A 25,304-nucleotide genomic window follows, 5' to 3' on the forward strand; every position below is an offset into this window, starting at 1 on the left:
ATCAACCGCGTGCGGCGGTGAGGGATTCCCGGGCGGCCGCGACGACGTTCTCGGGGGTGAAGCCGTACTCGGCGAACAGGGTCTGCGCGTCGGCGGAGGCGCCGAAGTGCTCCAGGGAGACGATGCGTCCGGCGTCCCCCACGAACCGGTGCCAGGTCAGGCCGATTCCGGCCTCGACCGCGACGCGGGCCTTCACGGACGGCGGCAGCACGCTGTCGCGGTAGGCGCGCGGCTGCTGCTCGAACCACTCCACGGACGGCATGGACACCACCCGCGTGCCGGTCCCCCCGGCCTCCAGCGCCTCGCGCGCGGCCACGGCGAGCTGCACCTCGGAACCGGTGGCGAGGATGACCACCTCCGGCACCTCGGTGGAGGAGTCCGCGAGGACGTAGCCGCCGCGGGCCGCGTCCGGGTTCGCCTCGTAGACGGGCACGCCCTGGCGGGTCAGCGCCAGGCCGTGCGGGGCCGGGTCGGTGGTGTGGCGGCGCAGGATCTCCGCCCAGACGACCGCGGTCTCGTTGGCGTCCGCGGGCCGTACGACGTTCAGGCCGGGGATGGCGCGCAGCGCGGCCAGGTGCTCCACCGGCTGGTGGGTCGGCCCGTCCTCGCCGAGGCCGATGGAGTCGTGCGTCCACACGTACGTCACCGGCAGCTGCATCAGGGCCGACATGCGCACGGCGTTGCGCATGTAGTCGGAGAACACCAGGAAGGTGCCGCCGTAGACGCGCGTGTTGCCGTGCAGGGCGATGCCGTTCATCTCCGCGGCCATGGAGAACTCGCGGATGCCGAAGTGCACCGTGCGGCCGTACGGGTCGGCCTCGGGCAGCGGGTTGCCCTCCGGCAGGAAGGACGACGTCTTGTCGATGGTGGTGTTGTTCGAACCGGCCAGGTCGGCGGAGCCGCCCCACAGCTCGGGCAGGACCGCGCCGAGCGCCTGGAGCACCTTGCCGGAGGCGGCACGGGTGGCGACGGCCTTGCCCGGCTCGAACACCGGCAGGGCGTCCTCCCAGCCCTCGGGCAGTTCGCCCTTGCTGACACGGTCGAAGGTCGCGGCCCGCTCCGGGTGCTCGCCGCGCCAGGCGGCGATCCGCTTGTCCCAGGCGGCGTGCGCCTCGGCGCCCCGGTCCAGGGCCTTGCGGGTGTGGGCCAGCACCTCGTCGGCGACCTCGAAGCTCCGCTCCGGGTCGAAGCCGAGGAGGCGCTTGGTGGCGGCGACCTCCTCATCGCCGAGCGCCGAGCCGTGGGAGGCCTCGGTGTTCCGCGCGTTCGGGGCGGGCCAGGCGATGATCGTGCGCATCGCGATGATCGACGGGCGCCCGGTCTCGGCCCGCGCCGCCCGCAGCGCCGCGTACAGGGCGCGCGCGTCGATGTCGCCGTCCTCGCGCGGGGCGATCCGCTGCACGTGCCAGCCGTAGGCCTCGTACCGCTTCAGCACGTCCTCCGAGAACGCGGTCGCGGTGTCGCCCTCGATGGAGATGTGGTTGTCGTCGTAGAGGAAGACCAGGTTGCCGAGCTTCTGGTGGCCGGCGAGGGAGGAGGCCTCGGCGGAGACGCCCTCCTGGAGGTCGCCGTCGGAGACGATCGCCCAGATCGTGTGGTCGAAGGGCGACTCGCCCTCGGGGGTCTCCGGGTCGAACAGGCCGCGCTCGTAGCGGGCGGCCATCGCCATGCCGACCGCGTTGGCCACGCCCTGGCCCAGCGGTCCGGTGGTGGTCTCCACGCCGGCGGTGTGACCGTACTCGGGGTGCCCGGGCGTCTTCGAACCGTGCGTACGGAACGCCTTCAGGTCGTCCAGCTCCAGCTCGTAGCCCGCGAGGTACAGCTGCGTGTACAGGGTCAGGGAGGTGTGGCCGGGGGAGAGGACGAAACGGTCACGGCCCGTCCACTCCGGGTCGGCGGGGTCGTGCCGCATCACCTTCTGAAAGAGCGTGTAGGCGGCCGGCGCCAGGCTCATCGCGGTGCCGGGGTGCCCGTTGCCGACCCGCTGGACGGCATCGGCCGCCAGAATGCGGGCGGTGTCGACGGCACGCCGGTCGAGATCGGTCCATTCGAAGCTGTCCGCTGTCTGCGTGCTCATCTTCAAGAAGTCCTCGATAGGAGCGAAGGGGCTGGTCTGACGCGTTCAAAGTTAAAAGTCTGACTTTTTCTCCGGAAGGTCACCGTGTGCCAGCCTGTGGTGAAAGTGGGACACCGGCAGGGGGCGCGAGGCGGACATGGCGGACAGAAGCAACCAAGGCGGCGACGGGATCAGAACGTTCCCCTTCCCGGTCGAGCTGAGCGTCGGCGGAGTCGGCATGCAGGTCGGCCCGATGGGCACCGGCCGCACCTGGCACGCCGACGCGCCGCTGGAGCGCGTGCACCGCATCGACTTCCACGTCGTGATGCTGTTCGGCGCGGGCCCGGTCCGGCACATGGTCGACTTCACCGAGTACGAGGCCGGCGCCGGGGACCTGCTGTGGATCCGCCCGGGGCAGGTCCACCGCTTCTCGCGGACGAGCGAGTACCGCGGAACGGTGCTCACCATGCAACCGGGCTTCCTGCCCCGCTCGACCGTGGAGGCCACCGGCCTCTACCGCTACGACCTGCCGCCGCTGCTGCACCCCGACCCCGCCCGGCTCGCCGGACTGCGGGACGCCCTCGGCCAGTTGCGGCGCGAGTACGAGGACACGGCCACGCTGCCGCTCAGCCTGCACACCGCCGTCCTGCGCCACACCCTGACGGCGTTCCTGCTGCGCCTCGCGCACCTGGCGGCCAGTTCGGCCGAGGCGCGACGGCAGCGCAGCGACTCCACCTTCACCCTCTTCCGGGACGCCGTGGAGCGGGACTTCGCCACCAACCACAGCGTCAGCGCCTACGCCGACGCGCTCGGATACTCCCGCCGCACCCTGGTCCGCGCGGTCCGGGCCGCCACCGGCGAGACCCCCAAGTCCTTCATCGACAAGCGCGTGGTCCTGGAGGCCAAACGCCTGCTGGCCCACACCGACCTGCCGATCGGCCGGGTGGGCGCGGCGATCGGCTTCCCGGACGCGGCGAACTTCTCCAAGTTCTTCCACCAGCACACGGACCAGACCCCCGCGGCCTTCCGAGCGGAGCTGCGCTGAGGACAGAGAAGTGTGCGGGCAGCGAAGAGGGGCTCCACGCGTGCGTGGAGCCCCTCTTCGGCCCGGTCCGGGTCAGTGCCCGAAAGTGAACCAGTTGACGTTCACGAAGTCCGCCGGCTGCCCGCTGGTGAAGGTCAGATAGACGTCGTGCGTGCCCGTCACCGAGCTGATGTTGGCGGGGATCGTCCGCCACGACTGCCAGCCGCCGGTGTTGCCCACCGCGAAGCTGCCGACGGGCGCGTTGCTCCGGCTGTCCAGCCGCACCTCGACCAGCCCGCTGACGCCGTTCGCCGCGCCGCTCGCGACCCGGGCGCTGAACTGGCGGGCCGCCGTGGAGCCGAAGTTCACGCCCTTGAACTGCAGCCAGTCGCCGTTGGCCAGCGCGCCGACGTTCTGGCCGCCGCCCGAGTCGGTGGTCGTCTCGGTCATGGCGCCGGACTGGCCGTCGAACGACTCGGCCTGGATGGTGCCGTAGGCGTCACGGTTGCCGGTGGGCGGGGGCGTGGTGCCGCCGCCTCCCGAGGACAGCACCTGCACGTAGTCGACGACCATCGCGTGGCCGGGCTGGGTGCCCGCGTCCGGGCCGCCGCCGAACGCGTCCGGGAAGCCGCCGCCCATCGCCACGTTGAGGATGATGAAGAAGCCGTGGTCGGTGGCGTTGCGCCAGGTCGTCGCGTCGACCTGGCTGGCGCGCACGGTGTGGAAGTTGACGCCGTCGAGGTAGAAGCGGATCTCCTCGACGCCGGTCGAGCGGTCCCACTCCATCCGGTAGGTGTGGAAGCCGGCCTGGCAGGAGGTGCCCTGACAGGTGGTCGAACCGCCGATGCCGCTGGTCTCGTTGCAGGGACCGCCCGGGGAGGTGCCGCAGTGCATCGTCGCGAACACCGTGTTCATGCCCTGGGTGTTCTCCATGATGTCCAGCTCGCCGACCGCCGGCCAGTTCCAGTAGTTGCCGCGGTAGGGCGCGCCCAGCATCCAGAACGCCGGCCAGTAGCCCTTGGCGGCGGCACCGGTGACGTTCGGCACCTGGATGCGCGACTCGACCCTCAGCTTGCCGCCGGCCGGGGGCTGGAAGTCGGTGCGGTTGGTCTCGACGCGGCCGGAGGTCCAGTTGCCGGCGGCGTCCCGGCGGGGCGTGATGCGCAGGTTGCCGTTGCCGTCGAGGGAGACGTTGTCCCTGCTGTTCGTCATGGTCTCGATCTCGCCGGTGCCCCAGTTGGCGGGGCCGCCCGGGTAGCCCTTGCCGGTGGCGTACTGCCAGTTCGAGGTGTTGACGCCGCTGCCGGCGGGGCCGTCGAAGTCGTCCAGGAAGACCTGTGTCCAGCCGGAGGGGGGCGGCGGGGCCGAGGCGTTGGCCGACGGGGTGGCGACCGCGGCGGCCGCCGCCGCGAGGCCGAGCGTGCTGACGACGGCGACGAACGCCCGCCGGAACGGGCGGGGTCTGCGGGAGGTGCTTGAGGTTTCGCTCATGTGGGGGCCTCTCGGGGAAGGTGTTGAGAGCGCTCTCAAAGTGCCGCCAATGTGCTCCACCGCACCCCGGCCGTCAAGGGATGAAGCCGAGAAAAGTGCCAGGGCGCACGGTGGTTGCAGAGGGTGAACGAGCCGGGCCGGGCGTCAGCCGGAGGACGGCTCGCCGCCCGGCCGGTCCGGTTCGGCGGACCAGCGCTTCACGTACCAGGCCATGCCGTCGTCCATGGCCAGCAGCAGAACGACGACGATCCCCAGCGTCCACTCGGGAAACCCGGACTCGGCCGCGACGACCCCGAGGGACACCCCGACGAGAGCCATCAGCGACCACCGCAGCCCGCGCTGCCACCACCGGTGCGCCGCCAGCCACCGAGCCCACCGCCGTGCCCTGTCCGACTGTGCCATCCCGGTCTCCCCCCGTTGAGCACCTCGACAGGGTTCGACTCCCGACCGGCCGCGACGGTTGCCCTCCGCGTTGTTGAAACGAGCCCGGCGGGGGCACTCGGGACGCACGACCCGCTCGAGGCAGCAGGAGGCATCCGTGGCCGTACGCCATCACCTGATCCGAGTCCCGCCGAGCGCGGTGTGGGACGTCCTCGCCGACGGCAACCGCTACGGGGAGTGGGTGGTGGGCACCTCCGAGTCCCACCCGGTGCGCGGGCACTGGCCGCACAAGGACGCCGCCATCCGCTACCAGGTCCGGCTCGGCCCGGTGCGCCTGGACAACGAGACGACCGTCCGCCACTGCGAGGAGGGCAGCCGGCTGGAGCTGGAGGCCCACGCCGGTGCGCTCGGCACCGCGCGCATCGCCATCGAGCTGCGGCCCTGGGGCGAGCACTGCCTGGTGATCGTCGACGAGCATCCCCTCCGCGGGGCCGGCGGCCGGTTGCACAACGCCGGCTTCGAGGCGCTGATCCAGCTGCGCCACCGCGCCATGCTGGCCCGGCTGGCCCGCCTGTGCGAGGGCGAGGCCGGAGCGGGGGACGCGGCGGGCGGCCGCCGCGCCCTGGGCCAGGTCACCGTGGGATCCGACGCGGACGGGGCCCGCCATGCCTGACGCCGTGGTGATCGGCGCGGGACCCAACGGCCTGGTGGCCGCGAACCTCCTGGCGGACGCCGGGTGGAGCGTAGAAGTGCTGGAGGAACAGCCCGAACCCGGCGGTGCGGTGCGCCACGACCAGGGCGTCGACCCCGCCTTCGTCAACGACCTGTTCAGCTCCTTCTACCCCCTGGCGGCCGCCTCGCCCGTCCTGGCCGGGCTGCGTCTGCAGGACCACGGGCTGCGCTGGAGCCACGCGCCCAGTGTGCTGGCCCACCCCCTCACCGACGGCAGCTGCGCGGTCCTGGACCGCGACCTCGACGCCACCGCCGCGTCCCTCGACGCCTTCGACCCGGCCGACGGCGACGCCTGGCGGCGGCTGCACGAGGTGTGGGAAGGCCTGCGCCCCGACCTCCTGGACGCCCTGTTCACACCGTTCCCGCCGGTGCGGGCGACGGCCCGGCTGGCGCTGAAGCTGCGCGCGGCGGGCGGCCTGCGCATGGCCCGCTCCCTGGTGCTGCCGGTGCGCCGCCTGGGCGAGGAGGAGTTCCGCGGCCAGGGCGGCCGGCTGCTGCTGGCCGGCAACGCCCTGCACGCCGACCTCGCACCCGAGTCGTCGGGCAGCGGCGGCTTCGGCTGGCTCATGGCCATGCTGGGGCAGACGTACGGCTTCCCGGTCCCGGCGGGCGGTTCCGGGGCCCTCACCTCGGCCCTGGTGCGCCGCCTGGAGAGCCGGGGCGGACGGGTGCGCTGCGGGCAGCGCGTCACCCGGGTCGTGGTCCGCGGCGGCCGGGCCGTGGGGGTGCGCACGGCGGCAGGTGACGCGGTGCGCGCCCGCCGGGCGGTGCTCGCGGACGTCTCGGTGCCCGCCCTGTACGGCGAGCTCGTCGAACCCGAGCACCTGCCCGCGCAGCTCCTGGAGGACCTGCGGCGCTTCCAGTGGGACTTCGCCACCTTCAAGGTCGACTGGGCGCTGGACGGCCGGGTGCCCTGGCAGGCCGAGCAGGCCTCCCGGGCCGGGACCGTGCACCTGTCCGACGGCATGGACGAACTCACCCGCTTCGCCGCCCAGATCGCCATGCGGCAGGTCCCCGACCGCCCGTTCACGATCTTCGGCCAGATGACCACCTCGGACGCCACGCGCTCCCCGCAGGGCACCGAGTCGGCCTGGGCCTACACCCACATCCCGCACGACATCCGGTCCGACGCGGGCGACGAGGGCATCACCGGCGACTGGTCGGCCAAGGACCAGGAGCTCTTCGCCGACCGGGTCGAGCGCCAGGTGGAACGCTTCGCGCCGGGCTTCCGCGACCTGATCCGGGTCCGCCGCGTCCTGGCGCCCCCGACACTGGAGGCCATGGACGGCAACCTGGCGGGCGGCGCCATCAACGGCGGGACGACCGCGATGCACCAGCAGCTCGTCTTCCGCCCCCTGCCCGGCACCGGCCGCCCGGAGACCCCGGTGCCCGGCCTGTTCCTCGCCTCCTCGGGCGCCCACCCGGGCGGCGGGGTGCACGGCGCGCCCGGGTCCAACGCCGCCCGGGCCGCACTGCGCCGCAACCTGCCGCCCGGCCTCGCCGGAGCGCAGCGGCTCCTGGCACGGCGCGACCGCACCGGCACCAGGCGCTGAACCCCGCGGCCTCCACGGCCGGGAAGGAAGGGCGTCCCATGGGCAGCAGTCCGCTCGCCGCACGCAGGGGTCCGCTCGCCGGCCGCGGCAGTCCGCTCGCCGGCCGCACGGTCGTCATCACCGGAGCCGCCCGCGGCGTGGGCGCCGCGCTGGCCCGCGAGACCGCCCGGCGCGGCGCCCGTGTGGCGCTCCTCGGGCACGAGAAGGCCTCACTGGAGGCGGTCGCCGCGTCCCTGCCGGGCCCGGCGCTGGCCGTGGAGGCCGACATCACCGACCTCCCGGCCCTACGGGCGGCGGCCCGGACCGTGCGCGAGGGGCTGGGCCGGCCCTCGGCGGTGGTGGCGAACGCCGGGATCGCCGAGGGCGGCGCCTTCCTGGACACCGACCCGGACGTCTGGCGGCGGGTGATCGACGTCAACCTCACCGGCAGCGCCCACACCGCCCGGACGTTCCTGCCGGACCTTTTCGACACCGCGGGCTACTTCCTCCAGGTCGCCTCCCTGGCGTCCCTCGGCGCCGCCCCGCTGATGAGCGCCTACTGCGCCTCCAAGGCGGGCGTCGAGGCCTTCGCGCACGCCCTGCGCGCCGAGGTGGCGCACCGGGGCGTGGGCGTCGGCATCGCCTACATCAACTGGACCGACACCGAGATGATCCGCGACGCCGACCGCTACGCCGTGCTGCGGGAACTGCGCGCCCACATGCCCCCGCCGGCCCGCCGCGTGCACCCCGTGGACGAGGTCGCCGCCCGCCTGGTCAGATGCCTGGAGCGCCGCCGCACCGCGGTGTACGCGCCCGCCTGGCTGCGGCTGGCCCAGCCGGTCCGCTCGGCCCTGCCGCCCGTGGTGCTGCGCGTGACCCGCCGGGCCCTGCCCCGCCTGGAGGACGAGGGGCCCCTCCGCCGCACCGGGCCGCTGGGGGCGGGCGGCCGGGCCGACAGTGCGGCGGCCAGGCACCGGATCTGACCCCGGCGGCCCGCGACCGCGGGCGCATGGCGGACACTGGTCGGCAGGGGAAGGGAGGCCGCCCGTGCTGACCGGAGTCCGAGAACAATTGGGCCGGGCCCTGTTCCGACGCGTCGCGGGACCCGGCGGGCCCGAGACACGTGCCCGCATCCACCACACGCCCGGGCCGCGCTGGTTCGGGCCCGACCGGCCGATCCGCGCAGTGCACGGCGACGCCTCGATGTTCATCGGCGGGCTGACCGCGCTGCTGCTGCAGTCCCTGCACCCCCTGGCGATGGCGGCGGTCGCCGGGCACTCCGGCTACCGCGGCGACCCGTGGGGCCGCCTGCAGCGCACCAGCACCTTCCTGGCCGTCACCACCTACGGCACCGCCGAGGACGCCCGGCGGGCCGTCGACCACGTGCGCGGCATCCACGAACGGATCCGCGGCACGACCCCCGAGGGCGAGCCGTACCACGCGGCCGACCCGCACCTGCTCGCCTGGGTGCACGCCGCCGAGACGGACAGCTTCCTGCGCGCCCACGAACGCTACGGTGCCCGGCCGCTGGACGCCGCCGGCTACGACGCCTACGTCGCGGACACCGCCCGCGTCGCCGCGGCCCTGGGCGCCGAGGACCCGCCGCGCGACCGCCGCGAGCTGGCCGAGCGGCTGGCCGCGTACCGGCCCGAACTGCGGGCCACGCCCGAGGCGCGGGCCGCCGCCCGCTTCCTGCTCTTCCAGCCGCCGCTGCCCCTGGCGGCGCGGCCGTTCTACGGCGGCCTGGCCGCCAACGCCGTCACGCTGCTGCCGCCCTGGGCGCGCGGCATGCTGTGGCTGCCGCGGGTGCCGGTCGTCGAGTCCCTCGCCGTCCGCCCCACCGGGCAGGCCCTGACCCGGACCATCCGCTGGGCGATGGCCCCCGGCCGGGAGGCGTCAGGGCTGCCACCCCAGCGCGCGTGAGATCCCCCGCGCCGCCAGCCGCACCGCCGGGACCAGCACCGGGACCTGGGCGTCCGCGTACGGCACGACCACGGACACGGCGGCGGTGACCGTACCGTCCGCTCCGCGCACCGGTGCGGCCACCGACAGGGCGTCCTCGGTGACCTGACGGTCGCTCACCGCGACACCCGACCGCCGCACCTCGGCCAGCACCCGCCGCAGCCGCGCCGGGTCGGTGATCGTGTACGGGGTGAAGGAGGCGAGGTCCCCGGCGCAGTACGCGTCCTGGAGTTCCGCACCGCCGTGGGCCAGCAGGGCCAGTCCCACGCCGGTGGCGTGCAGGGGCCAGCGGGCGCCGACGCGGATGTGCACCCCGACCGCGGACCGCCCCGAGAGCCACTCGGTGTAGACGACGTCCCGGCCGTCCCGCACGGCCAGTTGCACGTTCTCGTGCGTGGCCTCGTACAGGTCCTCCAGGTACGGCAGGGCGATCTGCCGCAGGGCGAGTCCGCGCGGGGCCAGCGCGGCGAGCTCCCACAGCCGCAGCCCCACGTGGTAGACGCCGGAGTCGTCCCGCTCCAGGGCGCCCCACTCGGTGAGCGCCCCGACCAGCCGGTGCGTGGTGGTCAGGCTCAGCCCGGCCCGCCGGCTGATGTCCGTCAGGCACAGGGCCGGATGCTCGTGGTCGAAGGCCGCGAGCACGGACAGCAGCCGGCCGGACGCGGTCGGGGCGGTCATGGCCGGGCGTCGGACGGGTGGGCGAGGTCGTGGGGACGGGGGTAGGCGGACGGGCGGAAGGGAACGTAGCGCGGCGTCGTCGCCGGATCCGCCTGCCGGGCACGGGAGTTGAGGGCGCGGGGCGAGGCGTCCCAGCGGCCGGTGTCCAGACGGTGCTCCAGGGTGCGCAGGGCGGCCAGCGTCTCGCCCGCGGTGAACGTGCAGTGGCCCGGGCCGTCGACGTACGCCTGCCGGAGCAGGGACGCGGAGGCCGCCGCGCCCGCCGCCCGCCGGTGGGCGCTCTCGGCCTGCACCGGGATCAGCGCGTCTCCGGTCGTGTGGATGTTCAGCTGCGGGTCGGTGAGCCGGCCCGACAGCACGCTGGTGTGCCGCATCCACCGCACGGCCGGCGGATCGGCGGAGATCCGGGGGGCCCGGTCCAGGGCCGACAGGTCGCTGCGCAAGGACAGTCCCGCCTCCTTGTAGAGCTCGCTCACCTCTTTGTACAGCGGGGACCGCGCCAGCAGGGCGGAGTAGTCGACTCCGGTGTTCCAGGACGGGTTGCCGCCCGCCCGGGCCTCGGCCTCCTGCCGCCAGCTGAACGCGGGCAGCTGCAGCAGGCCCCGCACGGCGGTGTACTGATTGGCCTGCTGCGCCTGCCAGTCGGTGGGGCCGGGCTCGGGCTGGGACGGGTCGTTGTGGCCGGGGATGCCGTGCAGGGCGGCGGCGAGGGCGATACGGGCCCGGCCGTCCGCGGTGCCCTGGGCGGCCTCCACCTTCGAGGTGAGGGACTTGGCCGCGGCGACCGCCTCCGCCTGGTCCGCGAACCCCGCGAGCCGGATGCCGGAGCCGGGCGCGAGCAGGGTGCGCAGCGCGAACACCGGGTCCAGGGTGCTGTTCCAGTTGGCCACGCCGCCCTGCACCAGACCGCACATCGACACCGATCCGTCGAACCGGCCGGCGTGCCGCTCGGCGAGCACGGTGGTGACGAGGCCGCCGTAGGAGGTGCCCCAGGCGAGGGTGCGCCGGGCCGCTCCGAACCTCTCGGTGAACAGCTCCAGCGTGGCCAGCTGGTCGGGCACGGCCTCGGTGACGGCCCAGCCGGTCGTCGCGTAGGAGGAGCCGATCAGCGCGTAGCCCTCGGCGAGCAGGGTGTCGCGGGCGGCCGGACTCGGTGTGTTCTGGGCCGGGTTGGGGGCGCCGGCCGGGGTGTAGCCGTGGCTGTAGAGCAGCACCGTGCCGTTCCAGGACGCCGGTACGTCCATCACGTACGCGGCGCCGGAGGGCAGCCTGCCCTCCAGGCGGGTGTCGGCGGGGGCGGCGGCCCGCGCGGGCAGGGCGGTCGCGGCCAGGGACAGGCAGGCGGTCAGCAGGGCGAGGCGGATCCTCAACGGGGCGTACCTTCCAGGGCGGGGGCGGTGGCGGGGGAGTCCAGGGCGTCCGTGTGCGTCTCGCGCAGCCGCCACACGGTGACCGCGGTGATCGCGGCGCCCGCGCACAGCAGCAGGGACACGGGCGTGCTGCCGCCGCCCGCTGAGGCGACGAGGCTGCCGGCGATCAGCGGGGAGAACCCGGCGCCGATCAGGGTCGCGCCCTGGTAGCCGAGCGAGGCGCCGGTGTAGCGGACGCGGGTGCCGAACATCTCGGTGAGCAGGGCGCCGAGCGGCCCGTACATCGTCGACTGGGCGACGCCGTGGCCGAGGGCGAGCGCGAGGATCAGCAGTCCCGGCGAGCCGGAGTCGACCAGCGCCAGCACGGGGAAGGCGAGCGCGGCGGAGGCGACGGCGCCGACGAGGACGACGGGCCTGCGGCCGACCCGGTCCGACAGCGCGGACGCGGCGGGCAGCACGGCGAGGGCCACGCAGGACGCGACGGTCACCGCGGTCAGCACCTGCGGGCGGGTGTACCCCTGGTCGACGGCGTAGGAGATCATGAAGCTGGTCAGCAGGGACTGGGCGGTGAAGGCGCCGATGCCGACACAGGCGGCCAGCAGCACGGGCTTCGGGCGGCGCAGCACCTCCAGGATCGGCGGCCGGTCCACCGGCTGCTTGCGCACCCGCGCGAACAGCGGGCTCTCGGCGACCCTGAGCCGGACGAACAGCCCGACGGCCAGCAGCACGATGCTCAGCAGGAACGGCACGCGCCAGCCCCAGGAACGGAACTCCTCGTCCGGCAGGGCCGCGACGAGGGTGACGACACCGGCCGACAGCACGGACCCGAGCGGGGCGCCGAGCTGCGTGAAGCTGGACCACAGCCCGCGCCGGGAGCCCCGCGCGTGCTCGGCGTGCTCGACGACCATCAGCATGGCGCCGCCCCACTCGCCGCCGATCGCCAGGCCCTGCACCACGCGCAGGGCGACCAGCAGCACCGGCGCCCAGACGCCGATCGCGTCGTAGGTCGGCAGCAGGCCGATCAGGAAGCTGCCCGCGCCCATCAGCACCATGGTCAGCAGCATCATCGACTTGCGGCCGAGCCGGTCGCCGAAGTGCCCGAAGACGATGCCGCCGAGCGGGCGGGCGAGATAGCCGGCGGCGAAGGTGCCGAAGGCCGCGATCGTGCCGACCGCCGGGTCGGCCCGGGGGAAGAACAGGTCGCCGAAGACGAGCGCGGCGACCGTGCCGTAGACGAGGAAGTCGTAGAACTCGACGGTGGTGCCGAGCAGGCCGGAGACGGCGACGCGGCGCAACTGCCGTTGATCGGGGGCTGGCTGGGCCGCTGACGGGGATGACTGCACGGTGGGCTCCCTGGGGACGGGGCGCGGTTGGTCCGTGAAGTTATGCATCTCTCGTGCAGCCGTCAATCATTTGCACAACATCAGTTGAGGCCGTCCTCGGCGATGCGCAGCAGCAGCGCGTGCAGGGTCTCCCGTTCGGCCGGGTCCAGCGGGCCCAGCAGTTCGCCGGTCACCCGCAGACCGGCCTCGTCGGTGTCGCGGAGGAAGCCGCTGCCCCTCTCGGTCAGGACGACGATCCGGCTGCGGCGGTCGTCGGGGGAGGGGCGGCGCTCGGCGAAGCCCAGCTTCTCCAGGTCGTCGACCAGGCCGACGATCGCGCTCGGGTCGTAGCCGAGCCGCGTGCTCAACTCGCGCTGCGGGGCGCCGTCGGTGGTGGCGAGGTAGCGCAGCACCGCGTAGTGGCGCAGGCGCAGGCCCGACTCCTGCAGGCAGGCGTTGAACAACTGCCCGGAGCGCAGGCCCAGGCGGTACAGCAGGTAGCCCGTGTCGGCGTGCAGCCCCCGCATCCAGGGCTCGTCCGCGTCGATGGGCTTCGGGGTGGCGTTCTGGCGTGTGATGGCGGGCTCCCTGTGCTCGGTGCGTGCGGCAGATTCCAGCATCCCGCAGCCGTGGAACACAACAACTATTGACGTCAACAATTATTGCTCTTAGCTTCGACCCCGCACACCGATCCGTGCACCCGCCCCGAACCCCCGTGTGAAGGGACCCCCCGTGCCCAGCATCGATCTCTCCGGCCAGGCCGCCGTCGTCACCGGCAGCGGCCGGGGCCTCGGCCTCGCCTACGCCCACGCCCTGGCCGCCCACGGCGCGTCCGTCGTCGTCAACGACATCGACGAGGCCGTGGCCGCGGCGGCCGTGAAGTCCATCGAGGAGGCGGGCGGCACGGCCGTCGCCGAGGTCGTCCCGGTCGGCACCTCGCAGGCCGCCGAGCGGCTGGTGAACCGTGCCGTCGAGGAGTTCGGCCGGCTGGACGTCCTGGTCACCAACGCCGGCATCCTGCGCGACAAGGTGCTGTGGAAGATGTCCGACGAGGACTTCGACGCGGTGCTCACCACCCACCTCAGGGGCACCTTCACCTGCGCCCGGGCCGCCGCCGTCCGGATGCGCGAGCAGGGCGAGGGCGGCTCGCTGATCCTGGTCGGCTCCCCGGCCGGCCAGCGCGGCAACTTCGGCCAGACCAACTACGCCGCCGCCAAGGCCGGCATCGCCGCCATGGCCCGCACCTGGTCGATGGAGCTGGGCCGGGCGGGCATCACCGTCAACGCGATCGTGCCGGTCGCGGCGACCGCGATGACCGAGACCATCCCCGCCTTCGCCCCGTACGTCGAGGCGATGAGGAACGGCGAGCCGCTGCCCGGCTTCCTGCGCCGGGGCGAGGGCTTCGGCACCCCCGAGGACTGCGCGGCCCTGGTGCCCTTCCTCGCCTCCGGGGCCGCGCGCGGCGTGACCGGCCAGTGCATCGGCATCGGCGGCGACAAGGTGGCCCTCTGGTCGCATCCGCAGGAGATCAGGGCGGCCTACGCCGACGGCGGCTGGACCCCCGACGCCCTCGCGGACGCCTGGCCCACCTCGGTCGGCGCCGAGCTCCAGTCGGTCGGCATCCCGGCGCCCCGGCTCCCGGAGGCGTGATGGCCCCCTCCATGAAGGTCGAGGACCTGGTCGCGATCGACGTCCACACCCACGCCGAGGTCTCCTCCCGGGGCCACTCCTCCCTCGACGACGACCTGCACGACGCCTCCTCCGCCTACTTCAAGGTCGAGGGCAAGCGGAAGCCGACCCTTCAGGAGACGGCCGCCTACTACCGCGAGCGGAACATGGCCGCCGTGATCTTCACGGTGGACGCCGAGTCCGCCACCGGCACCCCGCCCGTCCCGAACGAGGAGGTCGCCGAGGCGGCCGCCGCCAACGCCGACGTCCTCATCCCGTTCGCCTCCGTCGACCCCTTCCGCGGCAGGGCGGGCGTGCGGCAGGCCCGGCGGCTGGTCGAGGAGTACGGCGTGAAGGGCTTCAAGTTCCACCCCAGCATCCAGGGGTTCTTCCCCAACGACCGCGCGGTGGCCTACGGCCTGTACGAGGTGATCGAGGAGACCGGCGCGATCGCCCTCTTCCACACCGGGCAGACCGGCATCGGCGCCGGTGTCCCCGGCGGGGGCGGGATCCGGCTGAAGTACTCCAACCCGCTCCATGTGGACGACGTGGCGGCCGACTTCCCGCATCTGAAGATCATCCTGGCGCACCCCTCCTTCCCCTGGCAGGACGAGGCCCTGGCCGTGGCCACGCACAAGCCGGGCGTGCACATCGACCTGTCCGGCTGGTCGCCGAAGTACTTCCCGCCGCAGCTCGTGCAGTACGCCAACACCCTGCTCAAGGACAAGGTCCTCTTCGGCTCCGACTTCCCCGTCCTCACCCCCGACCGCTGGCTCGCCGACTTCGGCAAGCTGACGATCAAGGAGGAGGTCCGGCCGAAGATCCTCAAGGAGAACGCCGCCCGCCTGCTCGGGCTGGCCACACCGCGAGGGGCGTGAGATGCGCAACGAGGGACTCGGGTCGTGGCCCGCCCGCCGGGCCCGCAAGACCCCGCACCGCACCGCCCTGGTCCACGGCGGGCACACCGTCGACTACGGCACCCTGCACACCCGCACCACGCGCCTGGCCCACGCCCTGCGCGCCCGGGGCCTGCGCCGCGGCGACCGCATCGCCTACCTCGGCCCGAACCACCCCTCCTACCTGGAGACGCTGTTCGCGGCCGGCGTCCTCGGCGCGGTCTTCGTCCCGCTCAACATCCGCCTCGCCGGACCGGAGATCGCCTACCAGCTCGCCGACTCCGGAGCGAAGGCCCTCGTGTACGGCCCCTCCCACGCCGGCCTGGTCGCGGGCCTGCCCGGCAGCACGGATGTCCGCCTCTACCTGGAGACCGGCCCGGAGTACGAGGCGGCCCTCGCCGAGGCGTCCGGGGAGCCGGTCGACGAACCCGTCGGCCCTGACGACACCTGCCTCATCATGTACACCTCGGGCACGACCGGACGTCCCAAGGGCGCCATGCTCACCCACGGCAACCTCACCTGGAACGCGGTCAACGTCCTCGTCGACACCGACCTGATCGCCGACGAACGCGCCCTGGTCTCCGCCCCGCTGTTCCACACGGCGGGCCTGAACATGCTGACCCTGCCGGTCCTGCTGAAGGGCGGCACCTGCGTCCTGGTCGAGTCCTTCGACCCGGACGCCACCTTCGACCTGATCGAACGGCACCGGATCACCTTCATGTTCGGTGTGCCGACGATGTTCGACCAGATGGCCCGGCACCCGCGCTGGCCGGACGCCGACCTGTCCTCGCTGCGCATCCTGACCTGCGGCGGCTCCCCGGTCCCGACCCCGCTGATCGCGGCGTACCAGGAACGCGGCCTGACCTTCCTCCAGGGCTACGGCATGACGGAGGCCGCCCCCGGCACGCTGTTCCTGGACGCCGAGCACGCCGTCACCAAGGCGGGTTCGGCGGGCGTGCCGCACTTCTTCAGCGACGTCCGCGTCGTCCGGCCGGACCTGACACCGGTCGGCGCCGGCGAGGTCGGGGAGGTGGTGGTGCGCGGACCGCACGTGATGCCCGGCTACTGGGGGCTGCCCGAGGAGACGGCCGCGTCCTTCGCCGACGGCTGGTTTCGCAGCGGCGACGCCGCCCGCATCGACGAGGACGGCTACGTCCACATCGTCGACCGCCTCAAGGACATGATCATCTCCGGCGGCGAGAACGTCTACCCCGCCGAGATCGAGGACCGGCTCCTCGCCCACCCCGGCATCGCCGAGTGCGCGGTGATCGGCGTGCCCGACGACACGTGGGGCGAGGTGCCGCGCGCGGTCGTCGTCCCCCGCGAGGGCACCGAGCTCGACCCCGGCGAGGTGCTCGCCTCCCTCGCCGGGCGCCTCGCCAAGTACAAGATCCCGAAGTCGGTGGTCCTCGCGGACGCCCTCCCGCGCACCGCCTCCGGAAAACTCCTCAAGTCCCGCCTCCGTGACCGCTACGGCAACCGGTAAGGAACCGCATGAGCATCACCGTCAACGGCCTCGACGAACTGAAGAAGCTCGCCGGCGGCGACCTCGGCACCAGCGAGTGGATCGAGGTCACGCAGCAGCGCATCGACACCTTCGCCGACGCCACGGGCGACCACCAGTGGATCCACGTCGACCCCGAGCGCGCCAAGGAGGGCCCCTTCGGCGCCCCCATCGCGCACGGCTACCTCACGCTCTCCCTGTTCATCCCGCTGTTCACCGAGCTGCTGGACGTCCGGGGCGTGACGACGAAGGTCAACTACGGTCTGAACAAGGTGCGTTTCCCGTCCCCCGTGAAGGCGGGCTCCCGCATCCGCCTGACGGCGCGGCTCGCCGAGGTCGAGGACGTGCCGGGCGGTGTGCAGATCACGGTCGAGGGGACCATCGAGATCGAGGGCGGCGCCAAGCCGGCGGCGGTGCTGCAGAGCCTGTCGCGGTTCTACGCCTGAGACCGCACCGGCACCAGGTCCAGAAGGCGTTCCGAGGCCGCCCGGGCGAGAGGCGAGAGCCGTTCGTGCACGGTCCGGAACGTCTTCTCGGCCTGTTCCGCCGGCCAGTCGTCCGGCAGGTGCTTCACCGGCAGCCGCGGATCCCGCCGGACGATCCGCAGCCACTCCGTCTGCAGGCGCAGGCGCAGCACCAGCGCGTCGTCGGTGTCCGGCAGGTCGTCCTCCCAGGGCTTCCAGCGCCGTACGAACCCCGCGTAGCCCGCGGCCAGGTCGGACAGCTCCCAGGTCTCCTCGATCATCCGGCCGATGTCCATCCCGGCGTCCGCGTGCGCCCGGAAGATCTTCACATGGGCGGACAGGCCGAGTTCGGCCACCAGGGCCGACACGTCGATCTCGCCCGGCGCGATCCACAGGCCGTTGAACAGCGGGCCGAAGCCGCTCCAGGTGAGCTGGGAGCGCAGGTCGTGGCGCTGGCGCTGCCAGGACTCGGGCAGCGAGAAGCCGAGCAGGGTCCAGGTGCCGTCCCACTGCCGGTTGACCGCTCCGGTCTGCCAGATGCGCCGCTCGCCGTCGCGCAGCACCGCCTCCGCGCGCTCGGTCAGCCCGAAGTACATGCGGCGGCCCTCGCGCTGGCGGCGCAGCAGGTCACGGCCGACCATGCGGGTCAGCGTGGAGCGGGTGGCGTGCTCACCGACGCCGGCCCGGGCGAACACGTCGATGACGCTGCCCGAGTACACGCACACGTCACGGCCGAGCACCTGGTCGCCCAGGAACGTCAGCATGAGGGACTGGGGCCGCAGCGCCTCTTCACCGGTCACGCGGCCCACCGTACCTCCGCCCGATCAGTCCGCGACCTGCCCGTACGCCGGGGCGGAACCCGCCACGTCGACGAAGACGGGGTTCGAGTAGAACCAGGTGTCCGCCCACGGGTCGCCGTCCCCGGGGGCGTGCGGGAGCGGACCGTGCGGATCGACCGGGGCGCCGAGGTACCCGGTGCCGTGCCGGTTGCCGTCGCTGCCGCGCAGCCGGACGTAGAACGACTCGGCGCCCGCGGTCAGCGGGACGCGCAGCGTGCAGGTGCCCTCGCGGCCGGAGACGTCGACCGTCCGCACCACGCGGGTGTCGGGAGCCTTCCAGCTGTCGCGGTCGGCGACCGGGCCGCGCACCGCGCCGCGGATGACATCGACGTGCGCCAACTCGGGCCGGATGCCCTGCGGGTTGGGCCGCGAGGCGGTCGTCACGGTGATGTGCAGCGTCAGCCTGTCGCCCTCGCGCACCCGCAGCCGCCCGCCGAGCGTCACGCCCCGGCCCGCGTCGCGGTCCCGCTTCAGCCGGACCTCCAGCCCGTCGAGCAGATGCCCGTGGTCCAGCCAGACCCGGCCCGCGCGCAGCCCCGCCATCACCGCCCGGTAACCGTGGCCGGTCACGCCCACGTGGGTGCGGCTGAACTGGCCGGGCCAGAAGTCGCTGCCCGGCTGCGGGGTGGTGGTGTTCACCGGGTCGGGCAGCCGCCCGGTGGTGTCGAAGGTCTGCCCCGGCTGCCAGTCGCCGTTCCTCCACGTGTCGAAGACGATCCGGTGGGCGTCGGAGTTGGTGGTGACCGAGAACAGCCGGCCTTCGGCGAGCATCGAGTCCCACAGGCCGCCGACGGTCGCGGTCGCCCAGTCGAAGCCGCCGTAGGTGAGGAAGGCGTCCGCCGGGTAGCCGGGCCAGGACTGCGCCGAGGGCTTGTTCTCGTACTCGCCGCGGACCGAGTTCGCCCCGCGCCGGCCGGGAATGGCCGCGCCCTGGGCGCCGGGCGCCCCCTCCATGCCGATCATGATGCCGGGTGCCGCGTCCCGCCAGCCGCGCAGCTCGTGCGGGGAGTCGATGCCCAGGCGCATGGGGTGGTTGGCCAGCACCAGCACGTCGTCGACATAGCCCGAACGGCGTTGGGCGTCCAGCCACTTGAGCGCCTTGACGGCGTGCGCCTCGTTGCGGGCGGTGTCCGCGTCGGCCGGTCCGCCCTTGTCGTAGCCGAGGAGCTTGCCGTCGTAGGCGCGCTCGAAGCGGGTGAGCAGGTCCACCTCGTGCCGGCCGGGTGCGGCGAAGACCGTGCAGTGCTCGGCGGCCGGGATGTACCACTCCAGGCCCTGGAAGATCAGCTGCCGGGGGTTGTCGGCACGCGCCTTCAGGATCTCCTCGTGCTCCAAAGCGGCGCCGAGGCCGGCGTGCCCGACGTTCGCGTGCTCGGTGAACACCATCCAGTCCAGACCGTACCGCGCGCCCGCGGCGGCCAGTTGGGGGAACGTGTACTTGGCGTCGTGGCTGTAGACGCTGTGCACGTGGTGGTCGCCGACGAGGTAGGCCAGGCGCGGGTCCTCGCCGCCCGGCCGCCGGACCTCGCCGGCCGCGTGGGCGGGGGCGGCAGACGAGCCCAGGGCGAAGGCGGCGCCGAACAGGCCCGCGCGGCGCAGGAGCCCGCGGCGGGAGACGCCCTGCGGATCGAGGTCGGCGGGGGAGACGGACGGGTCGGCCCAGGCGGGCAGCTGCTGCTCGGACATGACGGATCCCTGGGGTCAGTGGTTCATGAAGGAGGTGACGGGCAGCGCCCGGGCGACGATCCGGACGTCGCCGAGCCGGCCGTGGAGGATCTGGTCGATCCGCCCGCCGTACTCGTAGCCGCCGAGCAGCCAGGGCAGGCCGGCGGAGGTGATGCCGGCCGCGGACGCCCGGGGGTTGCGCACCACCGGGCAGCCCTCGACGTACAGCGTGGTGTGCCGGCCGTCGTTGACGACCGCGAGATGCCACCAGGTCTCCAGCGGCGTCTCCTGGCCCCAGTTGGTGGTGATGCCCTGCTGGTTCAGCGGGCGCATCGCCCACTGCGGTTCACGGTCGTCGGACAGCGACAGCGTGGCGAGCGGCTCGTCGGGGTCGTCGGCGGTCTTGCCGGCGGCGCCGCCCGTGCCCGTGCGGGAGATCAGGCCCGACCAGGCGTGGTGCGCGGGGTCCCAGTCGGCGGGCAGGCGGTAGAACGCCTCGATGGTGTAACCGTCCCGGAAGGTGGCCCGGTTGAGCGGGGCCCCGTCGACCGTGCGCAGACAGGCGCCCTTCAGCGGTGACTTGAAGCCCCGGAACTCCAGGCTGCCGTGGCCCGGCTGGTCCGGGTGGTGGTCGGCGGACCAGCCCAGCGTGCCGCCGCCGACGGTGACCAGGGACAGGTCGTTGCCGCGCCCGGACAGGTCGCGGACCGTGTCCCCGGCGGGCTTCTCGAAGCGCCAGTACGCCACCGTGCCCGGCACCAGCATCGTCGGCACGGGCCGGGCCGGGCGCGCGGGCACCGGCGCGAAGCCGGAGAACCGCTCCTCGAAGTCGATCTCGACGGAGAACCGGTCGGCGTCGCCGCTGAGCTCCGTCTCCTGCCGCTCCAGCTCGTTGAGCCCCCGCGCGGCGCGGCCCAGGACCCACGGTGAGACCGTCTCGACGTCGATGACGTTCCGGTCCAGGTCGAAGCGGTAGAGGCGGATCATCGCCGCGCCGCCGAAGTAGCGGTTCTGGTAGTTCGTCAGGTGGAGGTGGACGTCGTGCCCCGCCGCGTTCTCGCGGACGGCGCGGGCGGCCGGCCAGTAGTGCCCGTTGAGGGTGAGGAAGATCTGGTCGTGGTCCTCGATCAGCCGGTCCCACAGCTGCTGCCCGTAGTCGGACAACGTGTCGTCCCCGGCGACCAGTTCGTGCGTCGTGAGGATCACCGGCGTCCTCGGGTGCCGTGCCAGGACGTCCTTCGCCCACACGTGACCCTGCGGCGACAGCCGCCAGTCGAGGGCGAGGACGAGCCACTCCCGGCCGCCCGCGGTGAACCGGTGGAAGGTGTTGTAGCCGTCCGGGGAGGCGCCGCCGAACGTCCGCCGCCCCTCGAACCGCCGTGGCCCGAAGGCGTCCAGGTACGGCGTCGCACCGCGCTGGTCGGTCGTCGACGCGCGCACGTCGTGGTTGCCGGCCAGGACGCTGTAGCCGACGCCCCGCCGGTCCAGCAGCCGGAACGCCTCACCGATCGCGGCGAACTCCTCCCGGGCGCCGTTCTGGGTGAGGTCTCCCAGGTGCGACAGGAAGACGATGTTCTCCTCCTCGCCGTGCTCCAGCAGGTAGCGCAGCGAGGCCTCGACCGGTGCGCTGTCGATGCTCGGCCCGTCGAAGAGGTACTGGGTGTCCGGCATCACGGCCAGCGTGAAGCGGCGGCTGTCCGGATCGGGGCGCCGGCGCGGCGCCGCCGCCTCGGCGGTGCCGGCGGGCAGCGCGCCCGCCGCGGCAGCCGTCGCGCCGAGCAGCGCGGTCGCCCGCAGAAAACCGCGTCTGCCGGCGCCGGCCCGGGACGCCTCGCCCGGGTCGTGGTCATGCGAAGTGCACACGGGTGCTCCAGAGAGGACGACGTGAGGACAGGGAGAGAAGGACTCGGAGAAGGGCGGGGGAGGACTCGGAGAACAGGGACAGGAGGAACTCACAGGACGCGCAGCGTCCAGCTCCAGCGGTGGACCCCGGCCGGAACGAGGTAGGAGGCGAAGGTGTCGGGCCCGCACGAGGCCGTGCCCAGCCCGCGGTGCGCCGCGTCGATGTGCACCACGCACCCCGCCCGCGGCACCAGCTCGTCGTGGTGCGTCACGGCGGTGAGCTCGGCCGCGCGATGCCGCGTCACCGAGACCTGCCGCGGCCGGTCCAGCGCCACCGCGAGGCCGGTCGCGTCCGGCGCGGAGAGCGTGAACCGCCGCACACCGTGCCGCCCGCCGCTCTCCTGCGGCCGCAGATACGGCGTGAACAGCTCGTCCACCGGCAGCGCGTGGTGACCGACGGGCGCGCCCGCCGCCCGGTCCGGATACGACTCCCAGGGGCCCTGCCCGAACCACTCCCACAGGGTCAGCCCGGGGGCCGTCTCGAACACCGACCCGACCCGCGCCACGTCGTACAGGGTCTCCGGCAGCTCGGCGCACTCCTCGACCAGCAGCCCGTCCTCGACGGCCGTGAAGACCTGTTCGTGCCGGACGGTCCCGCCCGGGCAGCGGAGGTCGGCGACCACCGCCACCCGGCCCGGTCACGCCGTACGGCCACCACCTCGCGGGTGGGCCGGTCCAGGCCCCAGTCCCGCCAGCGGTCCGCCATGCCGCCCAGTTCGTCGTTGTCGGTGGGCGCCCGCCACAGGGACAGCGTCGGCGCCGCCGTCAGCAGCGGATGGACCAGCAGCCCGTCCTCGTCGACGTCGACCGCGCGGCCCGCGACCGGAGTGCGCGCCACGGGCGCCGCCGCCCGCAGCCGCACCTGGGGCAGGCACACGACCGTGCCGTGCGGCGCCCACGGCTCGTCACCGGCCGTCGTGACCCGCAGCGTCAGCCACGCCTCGCCGCCGTCCTCCGGCAGCGCGAACGGCAGCGGCACCGCGGCCGTCTCGCCCGGCCGCAGCGCGGGCAGCTCGGCGGGGGCCGTCAGGGTGGGGCCGTCGGCGAGGGACAGCTCCCACGTACCGGACAGCCAGTCCAGGCCGCGGAAGTGCTGGTGGTTGCTCAGGACGACGCCCTCGTGCCGGAAGCACTCGATACGGACCGGAGCGGCGAGCTCCCGGTGCTCGTACAGCACGGGCTTGGGGGTGCGGTCGGGAAAGACGACCCCGTCGGCGATGAACGCGCCGTCGTGGTCGATCTCGCCGAAGTCGCCGCCGTAGGCCCAGCGGTGGCCGGGCGCGGCGACACCGTTGTCGTAGAGCCCGGCGCCCGCACGCCCGGCCGGTCTGCCGTCGTTCACACGCTGGAGGATGCCGTGGTCCCAGAACTCCCAGATGAACCCGCCCTGAAGGCCCGGGGTGGCCTCGATGGCCGCCCAATGGTCCGCCAGCGTGCCGTTGCTGTTGCCCATGGCGTGCGAGTACTCGCACTGGATGAGCGGCTTGGTCTGCGTGCCCGACATGGCGTGCGCGAGGCACTCCTCCAGCGGCGCGTACATGGGGCAGGCGATGTCGGAGGCCACGTCCGGGTCGGCCCAGCCGAGCCTGGCCGCGCCCTCGTACTGCACCGGCCGGGTCGGATCGTGCCGGCGCACCCAGCCGGCGGCCGCGTCGTGGCCGGCGCCGTAGTCGGACTCGTTGCCCAGCGACCAGACGATGACGCACGGGTGGTTCTTGTCGCGCAGCACCATCCGCGCGACCCGGTCGACGAACGCGCCCAGATACCGCGGGTCGTCGGCGATCTCGTGCGCGTGGTCGTGGGACTCGATGTCGGCCTCGTCGACCACGTAGAAACCGAGCTCGTCGGCCAGGTCGTACAGGGCCGGGTCGTTCGGGTAGTGCGCGGTGCGGATCGCGTTGAAGCCGAACCGCTTCAGCAGGACGAGATCGGCGCGCATGTCGTCGTACGACACCGTCCGGCCGGTCAGCGGATGGAAGTCGTGCCGGTTGACGCCCCGGATGAACACCCGCTCGCCGTTGACGAGCAGGTCCCGGCCGGTGATCTCGACGTCCCGGAAGCCCACCCGGTGCCGGGAGGTGTCGGTGACGGTGCCGTCGGCGCGGTGGAGGCGGACGGTCAGGCCGTACAGCTCGGGCGTCTCGGCGTTCCAGGTGCGCACGTCCGGCACGGCGGTGCGCAGCCGCGCCTCGCCGAGGAAGGCGGAGACCCGCTCGTCCTCGGCGTTGACCCGGTCGAACTCCGCGTCCTGCGTGAGCAGGTGCCCCTCCAGCTCCCCGCTGACGTACCAGCCCCCGGGCAGCGCCCCGCCCGTGTCCCGCACCCGGCAGTCCACCCGCAGGTCCCCGTCCCGCCGGGCCCGCACGGTCACGTCCGCCAGGTGCAGCGGGTCGGTCGCGTACAGCAGCACCGAGCGGGTGATCCCGCCGTGCCACCACTGGTCCTGGTCCTCCAGGTGGGAGGCGTCGGACCACTTGACGACGGTCAGGCGCAGCACGGCCCGCTCGCCGGGGCGCACCAGGTCCGTCAGATCGAACTCGGCGGCCAGGTGGGAGTCCTTGGAGATCCCGGCCGGGCGCCCGTCCACGTGCACCAGCAGCACGCTCTCGGCGGCCCCGACCTGCAGCACGATCCGCCGGCCCGCCCACGCGGCCGGCACCTCGACGTCACGCTCGTACACGCCGGTCGGGTTGTCGGCGGGCACGTCCGGCGGGAACTCGGCGAACGGCATGCGCACGTTGAGGTACCGCGGCGGGTCGTCCGTGTCCTGCAGCGTCCAGACACCGGGGACGTACGACGACGACCACACCTCCCCGAGCGGGGCGTCCGGCGCGGGCAGCAACTGGAAGCGCCAGTCGCCGTCCAGACGGACGGCCCCGGCACGCCGGTCCACGGCGTTCATCGGCAGCCGCCGCCAGGAGGTCACCTCGGGTGCGTGCCAGGGGCGCAGGGCGAGCAGGGGATCGCTCGTCATCCGCGCACGGCTCCCTTCGCGAGGTCGCCGATGATCTGCCGGGCGCCGATGGCGAAGACGATCAGCAGGGGGACGAGCGCGAGCAGCGCGCCGGTCATCACCATGCCGTAGTCGGTCGTGCCGTGGGTGCCGTTGAGCTGGGACAGCGCGACCTGCAGCGTCACGTTGTCCGGGTCGGTGAGCGCGATCAGGGGCCAGGCGTAGTCGTTCCACTGGCCCATGAACGTGAAGATGCCGAGGAAGGCCAGACCCGGCCGGACCACCGGCAGCGCGACGTGCCAGTACTGGCGCAGGAACCCGGCGCCGTCGAGCCGGGAGGCGTCGATCAGTTCGTCGTGGACGGCGCTCCTCATGTACTGGCGCATCCAGAAGATGCCGAACGCGTTGGCCGCCGCCGGCACGATCAGCGAGGTCATCGAGCCGATCCAGCCCAGCTTCGCCATGATCACGAACTGCGGGATGGCCTGCAGCTGCATCGGCACCATGAAGATGAGCATCAGCAGCGCGAACAGCACGCGCTTGCCGGGGAAGGCGAACTTGGCGAAGACGAACGCCGCGAGCGAGTCGAAGAAGAGCACCAGCGCCGTCACGGACACCGCGACGAGCAGGGAGTTGACCATCGAGCCGAAGAAGTCGACGGTGTCGAACAGGTTGCGCACGTTCTCAGGGAAGTGCGAGCCCGGCAGCAGCTTCGGCGGGTAGGAGAAGATCTCGGTCGACGTGTGCGTCGACATGACGACGGCCCAGTAGAACGGGAACGCCGACAGCAGCAGACCGGCCACGAGCACCGCGTGCAGTGCGATGCCCCGGCCGCGGTAGCCCTTGATGGATGCCATGGTGATCG

Annotated in this window: 20 protein-coding genes and 1 pseudogene; 9 read left to right on the top strand and 12 right to left on the bottom strand. The window is 73.4% G+C overall.

What is annotated here, in order from left to right:
- Nucleotide 1 precedes the first annotated feature (1 nt).
- Nucleotides 2–2,077: a transketolase gene (gene tkt / locus CHR28_RS12780; RefSeq protein WP_094053700.1), complete on the bottom strand. Its 2,076-nt coding sequence runs from the start codon at nt 2,075–2,077 to the stop codon at nt 2–4.
- A 136-nt stretch (nt 2,078–2,213) separates the two neighbouring features.
- On the opposite strand from tkt, the gene CHR28_RS12785 reads away from it, so the two are divergent.
- A complete protein-coding gene (locus CHR28_RS12785; RefSeq protein ID WP_094053701.1) occupies nt 2,214–3,101 on the top strand; it encodes a helix-turn-helix domain-containing protein in 888 nt (295 codons plus the stop codon).
- Nucleotides 3,102–3,173: 72 nt separating this feature from the next.
- On the opposite strand, the gene CHR28_RS12790 is transcribed toward CHR28_RS12785, so the two are convergent.
- Both CHR28_RS12790 and CHR28_RS37475 read right to left on the bottom strand, forming a co-directional pair.
- The gene (locus CHR28_RS12790) at nt 3,174–4,571 is read right to left on the bottom strand and encodes a glycoside hydrolase family 16 protein (RefSeq protein ID WP_094053702.1); all 1,398 of its coding nucleotides are present in this window, start codon (nt 4,569–4,571) and stop codon (nt 3,174–3,176) included.
- A gap of 144 nt (nt 4,572–4,715) precedes the next feature.
- Nucleotides 4,716–4,973, bottom strand: a complete 258-nt coding sequence (locus tag CHR28_RS37475; protein WP_143655833.1) for a hypothetical protein — start codon at nt 4,971–4,973, stop codon at nt 4,716–4,718.
- A 136-nt stretch (nt 4,974–5,109) separates the two neighbouring features.
- Here CHR28_RS37475 and CHR28_RS12795 point away from each other — a divergent pair, with 136 nt between their 5' ends.
- From CHR28_RS12795 to CHR28_RS12810, 4 genes are all read left to right on the top strand, one after another.
- Nucleotides 5,110–5,625 (top strand): SRPBCC family protein, encoded by a 516-nt coding sequence (locus CHR28_RS12795; protein ID WP_094053703.1) that lies wholly within the window; start codon nt 5,110–5,112, stop codon nt 5,623–5,625.
- Nucleotides 5,618–7,237 (top strand): phytoene desaturase family protein, encoded by a 1,620-nt coding sequence (locus tag CHR28_RS12800; protein WP_094053704.1) that lies wholly within the window; start codon nt 5,618–5,620, stop codon nt 7,235–7,237. Before CHR28_RS12795 ends, CHR28_RS12800 begins: the two co-directional genes overlap by 8 nt.
- Nucleotides 7,238–7,275: 38 nt before the next feature.
- Nucleotides 7,276–8,199 carry an SDR family oxidoreductase gene (locus CHR28_RS12805; protein ID WP_094053705.1) on the top strand — a complete coding sequence of 308 codons (924 nt, stop codon included), beginning with the start codon at nt 7,276–7,278 and terminating at the stop codon, nt 8,197–8,199.
- 64 nt (nt 8,200–8,263) lie between these two features.
- Nucleotides 8,264–9,139, top strand: coding sequence for an oxygenase MpaB family protein (locus CHR28_RS12810; RefSeq protein WP_094053706.1), 876 nt, complete (start codon nt 8,264–8,266; stop codon nt 9,137–9,139).
- On the opposite strand, the gene CHR28_RS12815 is transcribed toward CHR28_RS12810, so the two are convergent.
- The 4 genes from CHR28_RS12815 to CHR28_RS12830 all read right to left on the bottom strand — a co-directional run bounded on the left by CHR28_RS12815 (nt 9,113) and on the right by CHR28_RS12830 (nt 13,075).
- On the bottom strand, nt 9,113–9,856 hold the full coding sequence (locus CHR28_RS12815; protein ID WP_094053707.1) for an IclR family transcriptional regulator: 744 nt from the start codon (nt 9,854–9,856) through the stop codon (nt 9,113–9,115). The genes CHR28_RS12810 and CHR28_RS12815 overlap by 27 nt on opposite strands.
- Nucleotides 9,853–11,226, bottom strand: coding sequence for an alpha/beta hydrolase family protein (locus CHR28_RS12820; protein WP_094053708.1), 1,374 nt, complete (start codon nt 11,224–11,226; stop codon nt 9,853–9,855). Before CHR28_RS12820 ends, CHR28_RS12815 begins: the two co-directional genes overlap by 4 nt.
- Nucleotides 11,223–12,569, bottom strand: a complete 1,347-nt coding sequence (locus CHR28_RS12825; RefSeq protein WP_094053709.1) for an MFS transporter — start codon at nt 12,567–12,569, stop codon at nt 11,223–11,225. Before CHR28_RS12825 ends, CHR28_RS12820 begins: the two co-directional genes overlap by 4 nt.
- An 80-nt stretch (nt 12,570–12,649) precedes the next feature.
- Nucleotides 12,650–13,075: a MarR family winged helix-turn-helix transcriptional regulator gene (locus tag CHR28_RS12830; protein WP_094053799.1), complete on the bottom strand. Its 426-nt coding sequence runs from the start codon at nt 13,073–13,075 to the stop codon at nt 12,650–12,652.
- 205 nt (nt 13,076–13,280) lie between these two features.
- Here CHR28_RS12830 and CHR28_RS12835 point away from each other — a divergent pair, with 205 nt between their 5' ends.
- From CHR28_RS12835 to CHR28_RS12850, 4 genes are read left to right on the top strand one after another with little or no spacing between them, the layout of a single operon-like run.
- Complete coding sequence (locus tag CHR28_RS12835; RefSeq protein WP_094053710.1) at nt 13,281–14,198, top strand: SDR family NAD(P)-dependent oxidoreductase; 918 nt, start codon at nt 13,281–13,283, stop codon at nt 14,196–14,198.
- 11 nt (nt 14,199–14,209) lie between these two features.
- On the top strand, nt 14,210–15,094 hold the full coding sequence (locus CHR28_RS12840; RefSeq protein ID WP_094053800.1) for an amidohydrolase family protein: 885 nt from the start codon (nt 14,210–14,212) through the stop codon (nt 15,092–15,094).
- A gap of 1 nt (nt 15,095) precedes the next feature.
- Nucleotides 15,096–16,598 carry an acyl-CoA synthetase gene (locus tag CHR28_RS12845; RefSeq protein WP_094053711.1) on the top strand — a complete coding sequence of 501 codons (1,503 nt, stop codon included), beginning with the start codon at nt 15,096–15,098 and terminating at the stop codon, nt 16,596–16,598.
- An 8-nt stretch (nt 16,599–16,606) separates the two neighbouring features.
- Nucleotides 16,607–17,062 carry a MaoC family dehydratase gene (locus CHR28_RS12850; RefSeq protein ID WP_094053712.1) on the top strand — a complete coding sequence of 152 codons (456 nt, stop codon included), beginning with the start codon at nt 16,607–16,609 and terminating at the stop codon, nt 17,060–17,062.
- Here the strand turns inward: CHR28_RS12850 and CHR28_RS12855 are convergent.
- The 5 genes and pseudogenes from CHR28_RS12855 to CHR28_RS12875 form a co-directional block, all read right to left on the bottom strand.
- Nucleotides 17,053–17,880: a PaaX family transcriptional regulator gene (locus tag CHR28_RS12855; protein WP_094053801.1), complete on the bottom strand. Its 828-nt coding sequence runs from the start codon at nt 17,878–17,880 to the stop codon at nt 17,053–17,055. The genes CHR28_RS12850 and CHR28_RS12855 overlap by 10 nt on opposite strands.
- Nucleotides 17,881–17,904: 24 nt before the next feature.
- Nucleotides 17,905–19,605: a PHP domain-containing protein gene (locus tag CHR28_RS12860; protein ID WP_094053713.1), complete on the bottom strand. Its 1,701-nt coding sequence runs from the start codon at nt 19,603–19,605 to the stop codon at nt 17,905–17,907.
- 15 nt (nt 19,606–19,620) lie between these two features.
- Nucleotides 19,621–21,447, bottom strand: coding sequence for a LamG-like jellyroll fold domain-containing protein (locus CHR28_RS12865; RefSeq protein WP_094053714.1), 1,827 nt, complete (start codon nt 21,445–21,447; stop codon nt 19,621–19,623).
- Between the two features lie 89 nt (nt 21,448–21,536).
- Nucleotides 21,537–24,460, bottom strand: a pseudogene (locus tag CHR28_RS12870) (glycoside hydrolase family 2 TIM barrel-domain containing protein).
- Nucleotides 24,457–25,296: a carbohydrate ABC transporter permease gene (locus CHR28_RS12875; RefSeq protein WP_094053715.1), complete on the bottom strand. Its 840-nt coding sequence runs from the start codon at nt 25,294–25,296 to the stop codon at nt 24,457–24,459. The pseudogene CHR28_RS12870 and the gene CHR28_RS12875 overlap by 4 nt, the downstream one beginning before the upstream one ends.
- Between the last annotated feature and the right edge of the window lie 8 nt (nt 25,297–25,304).

This window comes from Streptomyces sp. XY006 (genome assembly GCF_002237655.1).
GTDB classification, from domain to species: domain Bacteria; phylum Actinomycetota; class Actinomycetes; order Streptomycetales; family Streptomycetaceae; genus Streptomyces; species Streptomyces levis.

Bases quoted from the DNA above. Each gene is read 5' to 3' on its own strand.
- tkt (WP_094053700.1), bottom strand. From the start codon at position 2,077: ATGAGCACGCAGACAGCGGACAGCTTCGAATGGACCGATCTCGACCGG.
- CHR28_RS12785 (WP_094053701.1), top strand. From the start codon at position 2,214: ATGGCGGACAGAAGCAACCAAGGCGGCGACGGGATCAGAACGTTCCCC.
- CHR28_RS12790 (WP_094053702.1), bottom strand. From the start codon at position 4,571: ATGAGCGAAACCTCAAGCACCTCCCGCAGACCCCGCCCGTTCCGGCGG.
- CHR28_RS37475 (WP_143655833.1), bottom strand. From the start codon at position 4,973: ATGGCACAGTCGGACAGGGCACGGCGGTGGGCTCGGTGGCTGGCGGCG.
- CHR28_RS12800 (WP_094053704.1), top strand. From the start codon at position 5,618: ATGCCTGACGCCGTGGTGATCGGCGCGGGACCCAACGGCCTGGTGGCC.
- CHR28_RS12805 (WP_094053705.1), top strand. From the start codon at position 7,276: ATGGGCAGCAGTCCGCTCGCCGCACGCAGGGGTCCGCTCGCCGGCCGC.
- CHR28_RS12815 (WP_094053707.1), bottom strand. From the start codon at position 9,856: ATGACCGCCCCGACCGCGTCCGGCCGGCTGCTGTCCGTGCTCGCGGCC.
- CHR28_RS12830 (WP_094053799.1), bottom strand. From the start codon at position 13,075: ATGCGGGGGCTGCACGCCGACACGGGCTACCTGCTGTACCGCCTGGGC.
- CHR28_RS12840 (WP_094053800.1), top strand. From the start codon at position 14,210: ATGAAGGTCGAGGACCTGGTCGCGATCGACGTCCACACCCACGCCGAG.
- CHR28_RS12845 (WP_094053711.1), top strand. From the start codon at position 15,096: ATGCGCAACGAGGGACTCGGGTCGTGGCCCGCCCGCCGGGCCCGCAAG.
- CHR28_RS12850 (WP_094053712.1), top strand. From the start codon at position 16,607: ATGAGCATCACCGTCAACGGCCTCGACGAACTGAAGAAGCTCGCCGGC.
- CHR28_RS12860 (WP_094053713.1), bottom strand. From the start codon at position 19,605: ATGTCCGAGCAGCAGCTGCCCGCCTGGGCCGACCCGTCCGTCTCCCCC.
- CHR28_RS12875 (WP_094053715.1), bottom strand. From the start codon at position 25,296: ATGGCATCCATCAAGGGCTACCGCGGCCGGGGCATCGCACTGCACGCG.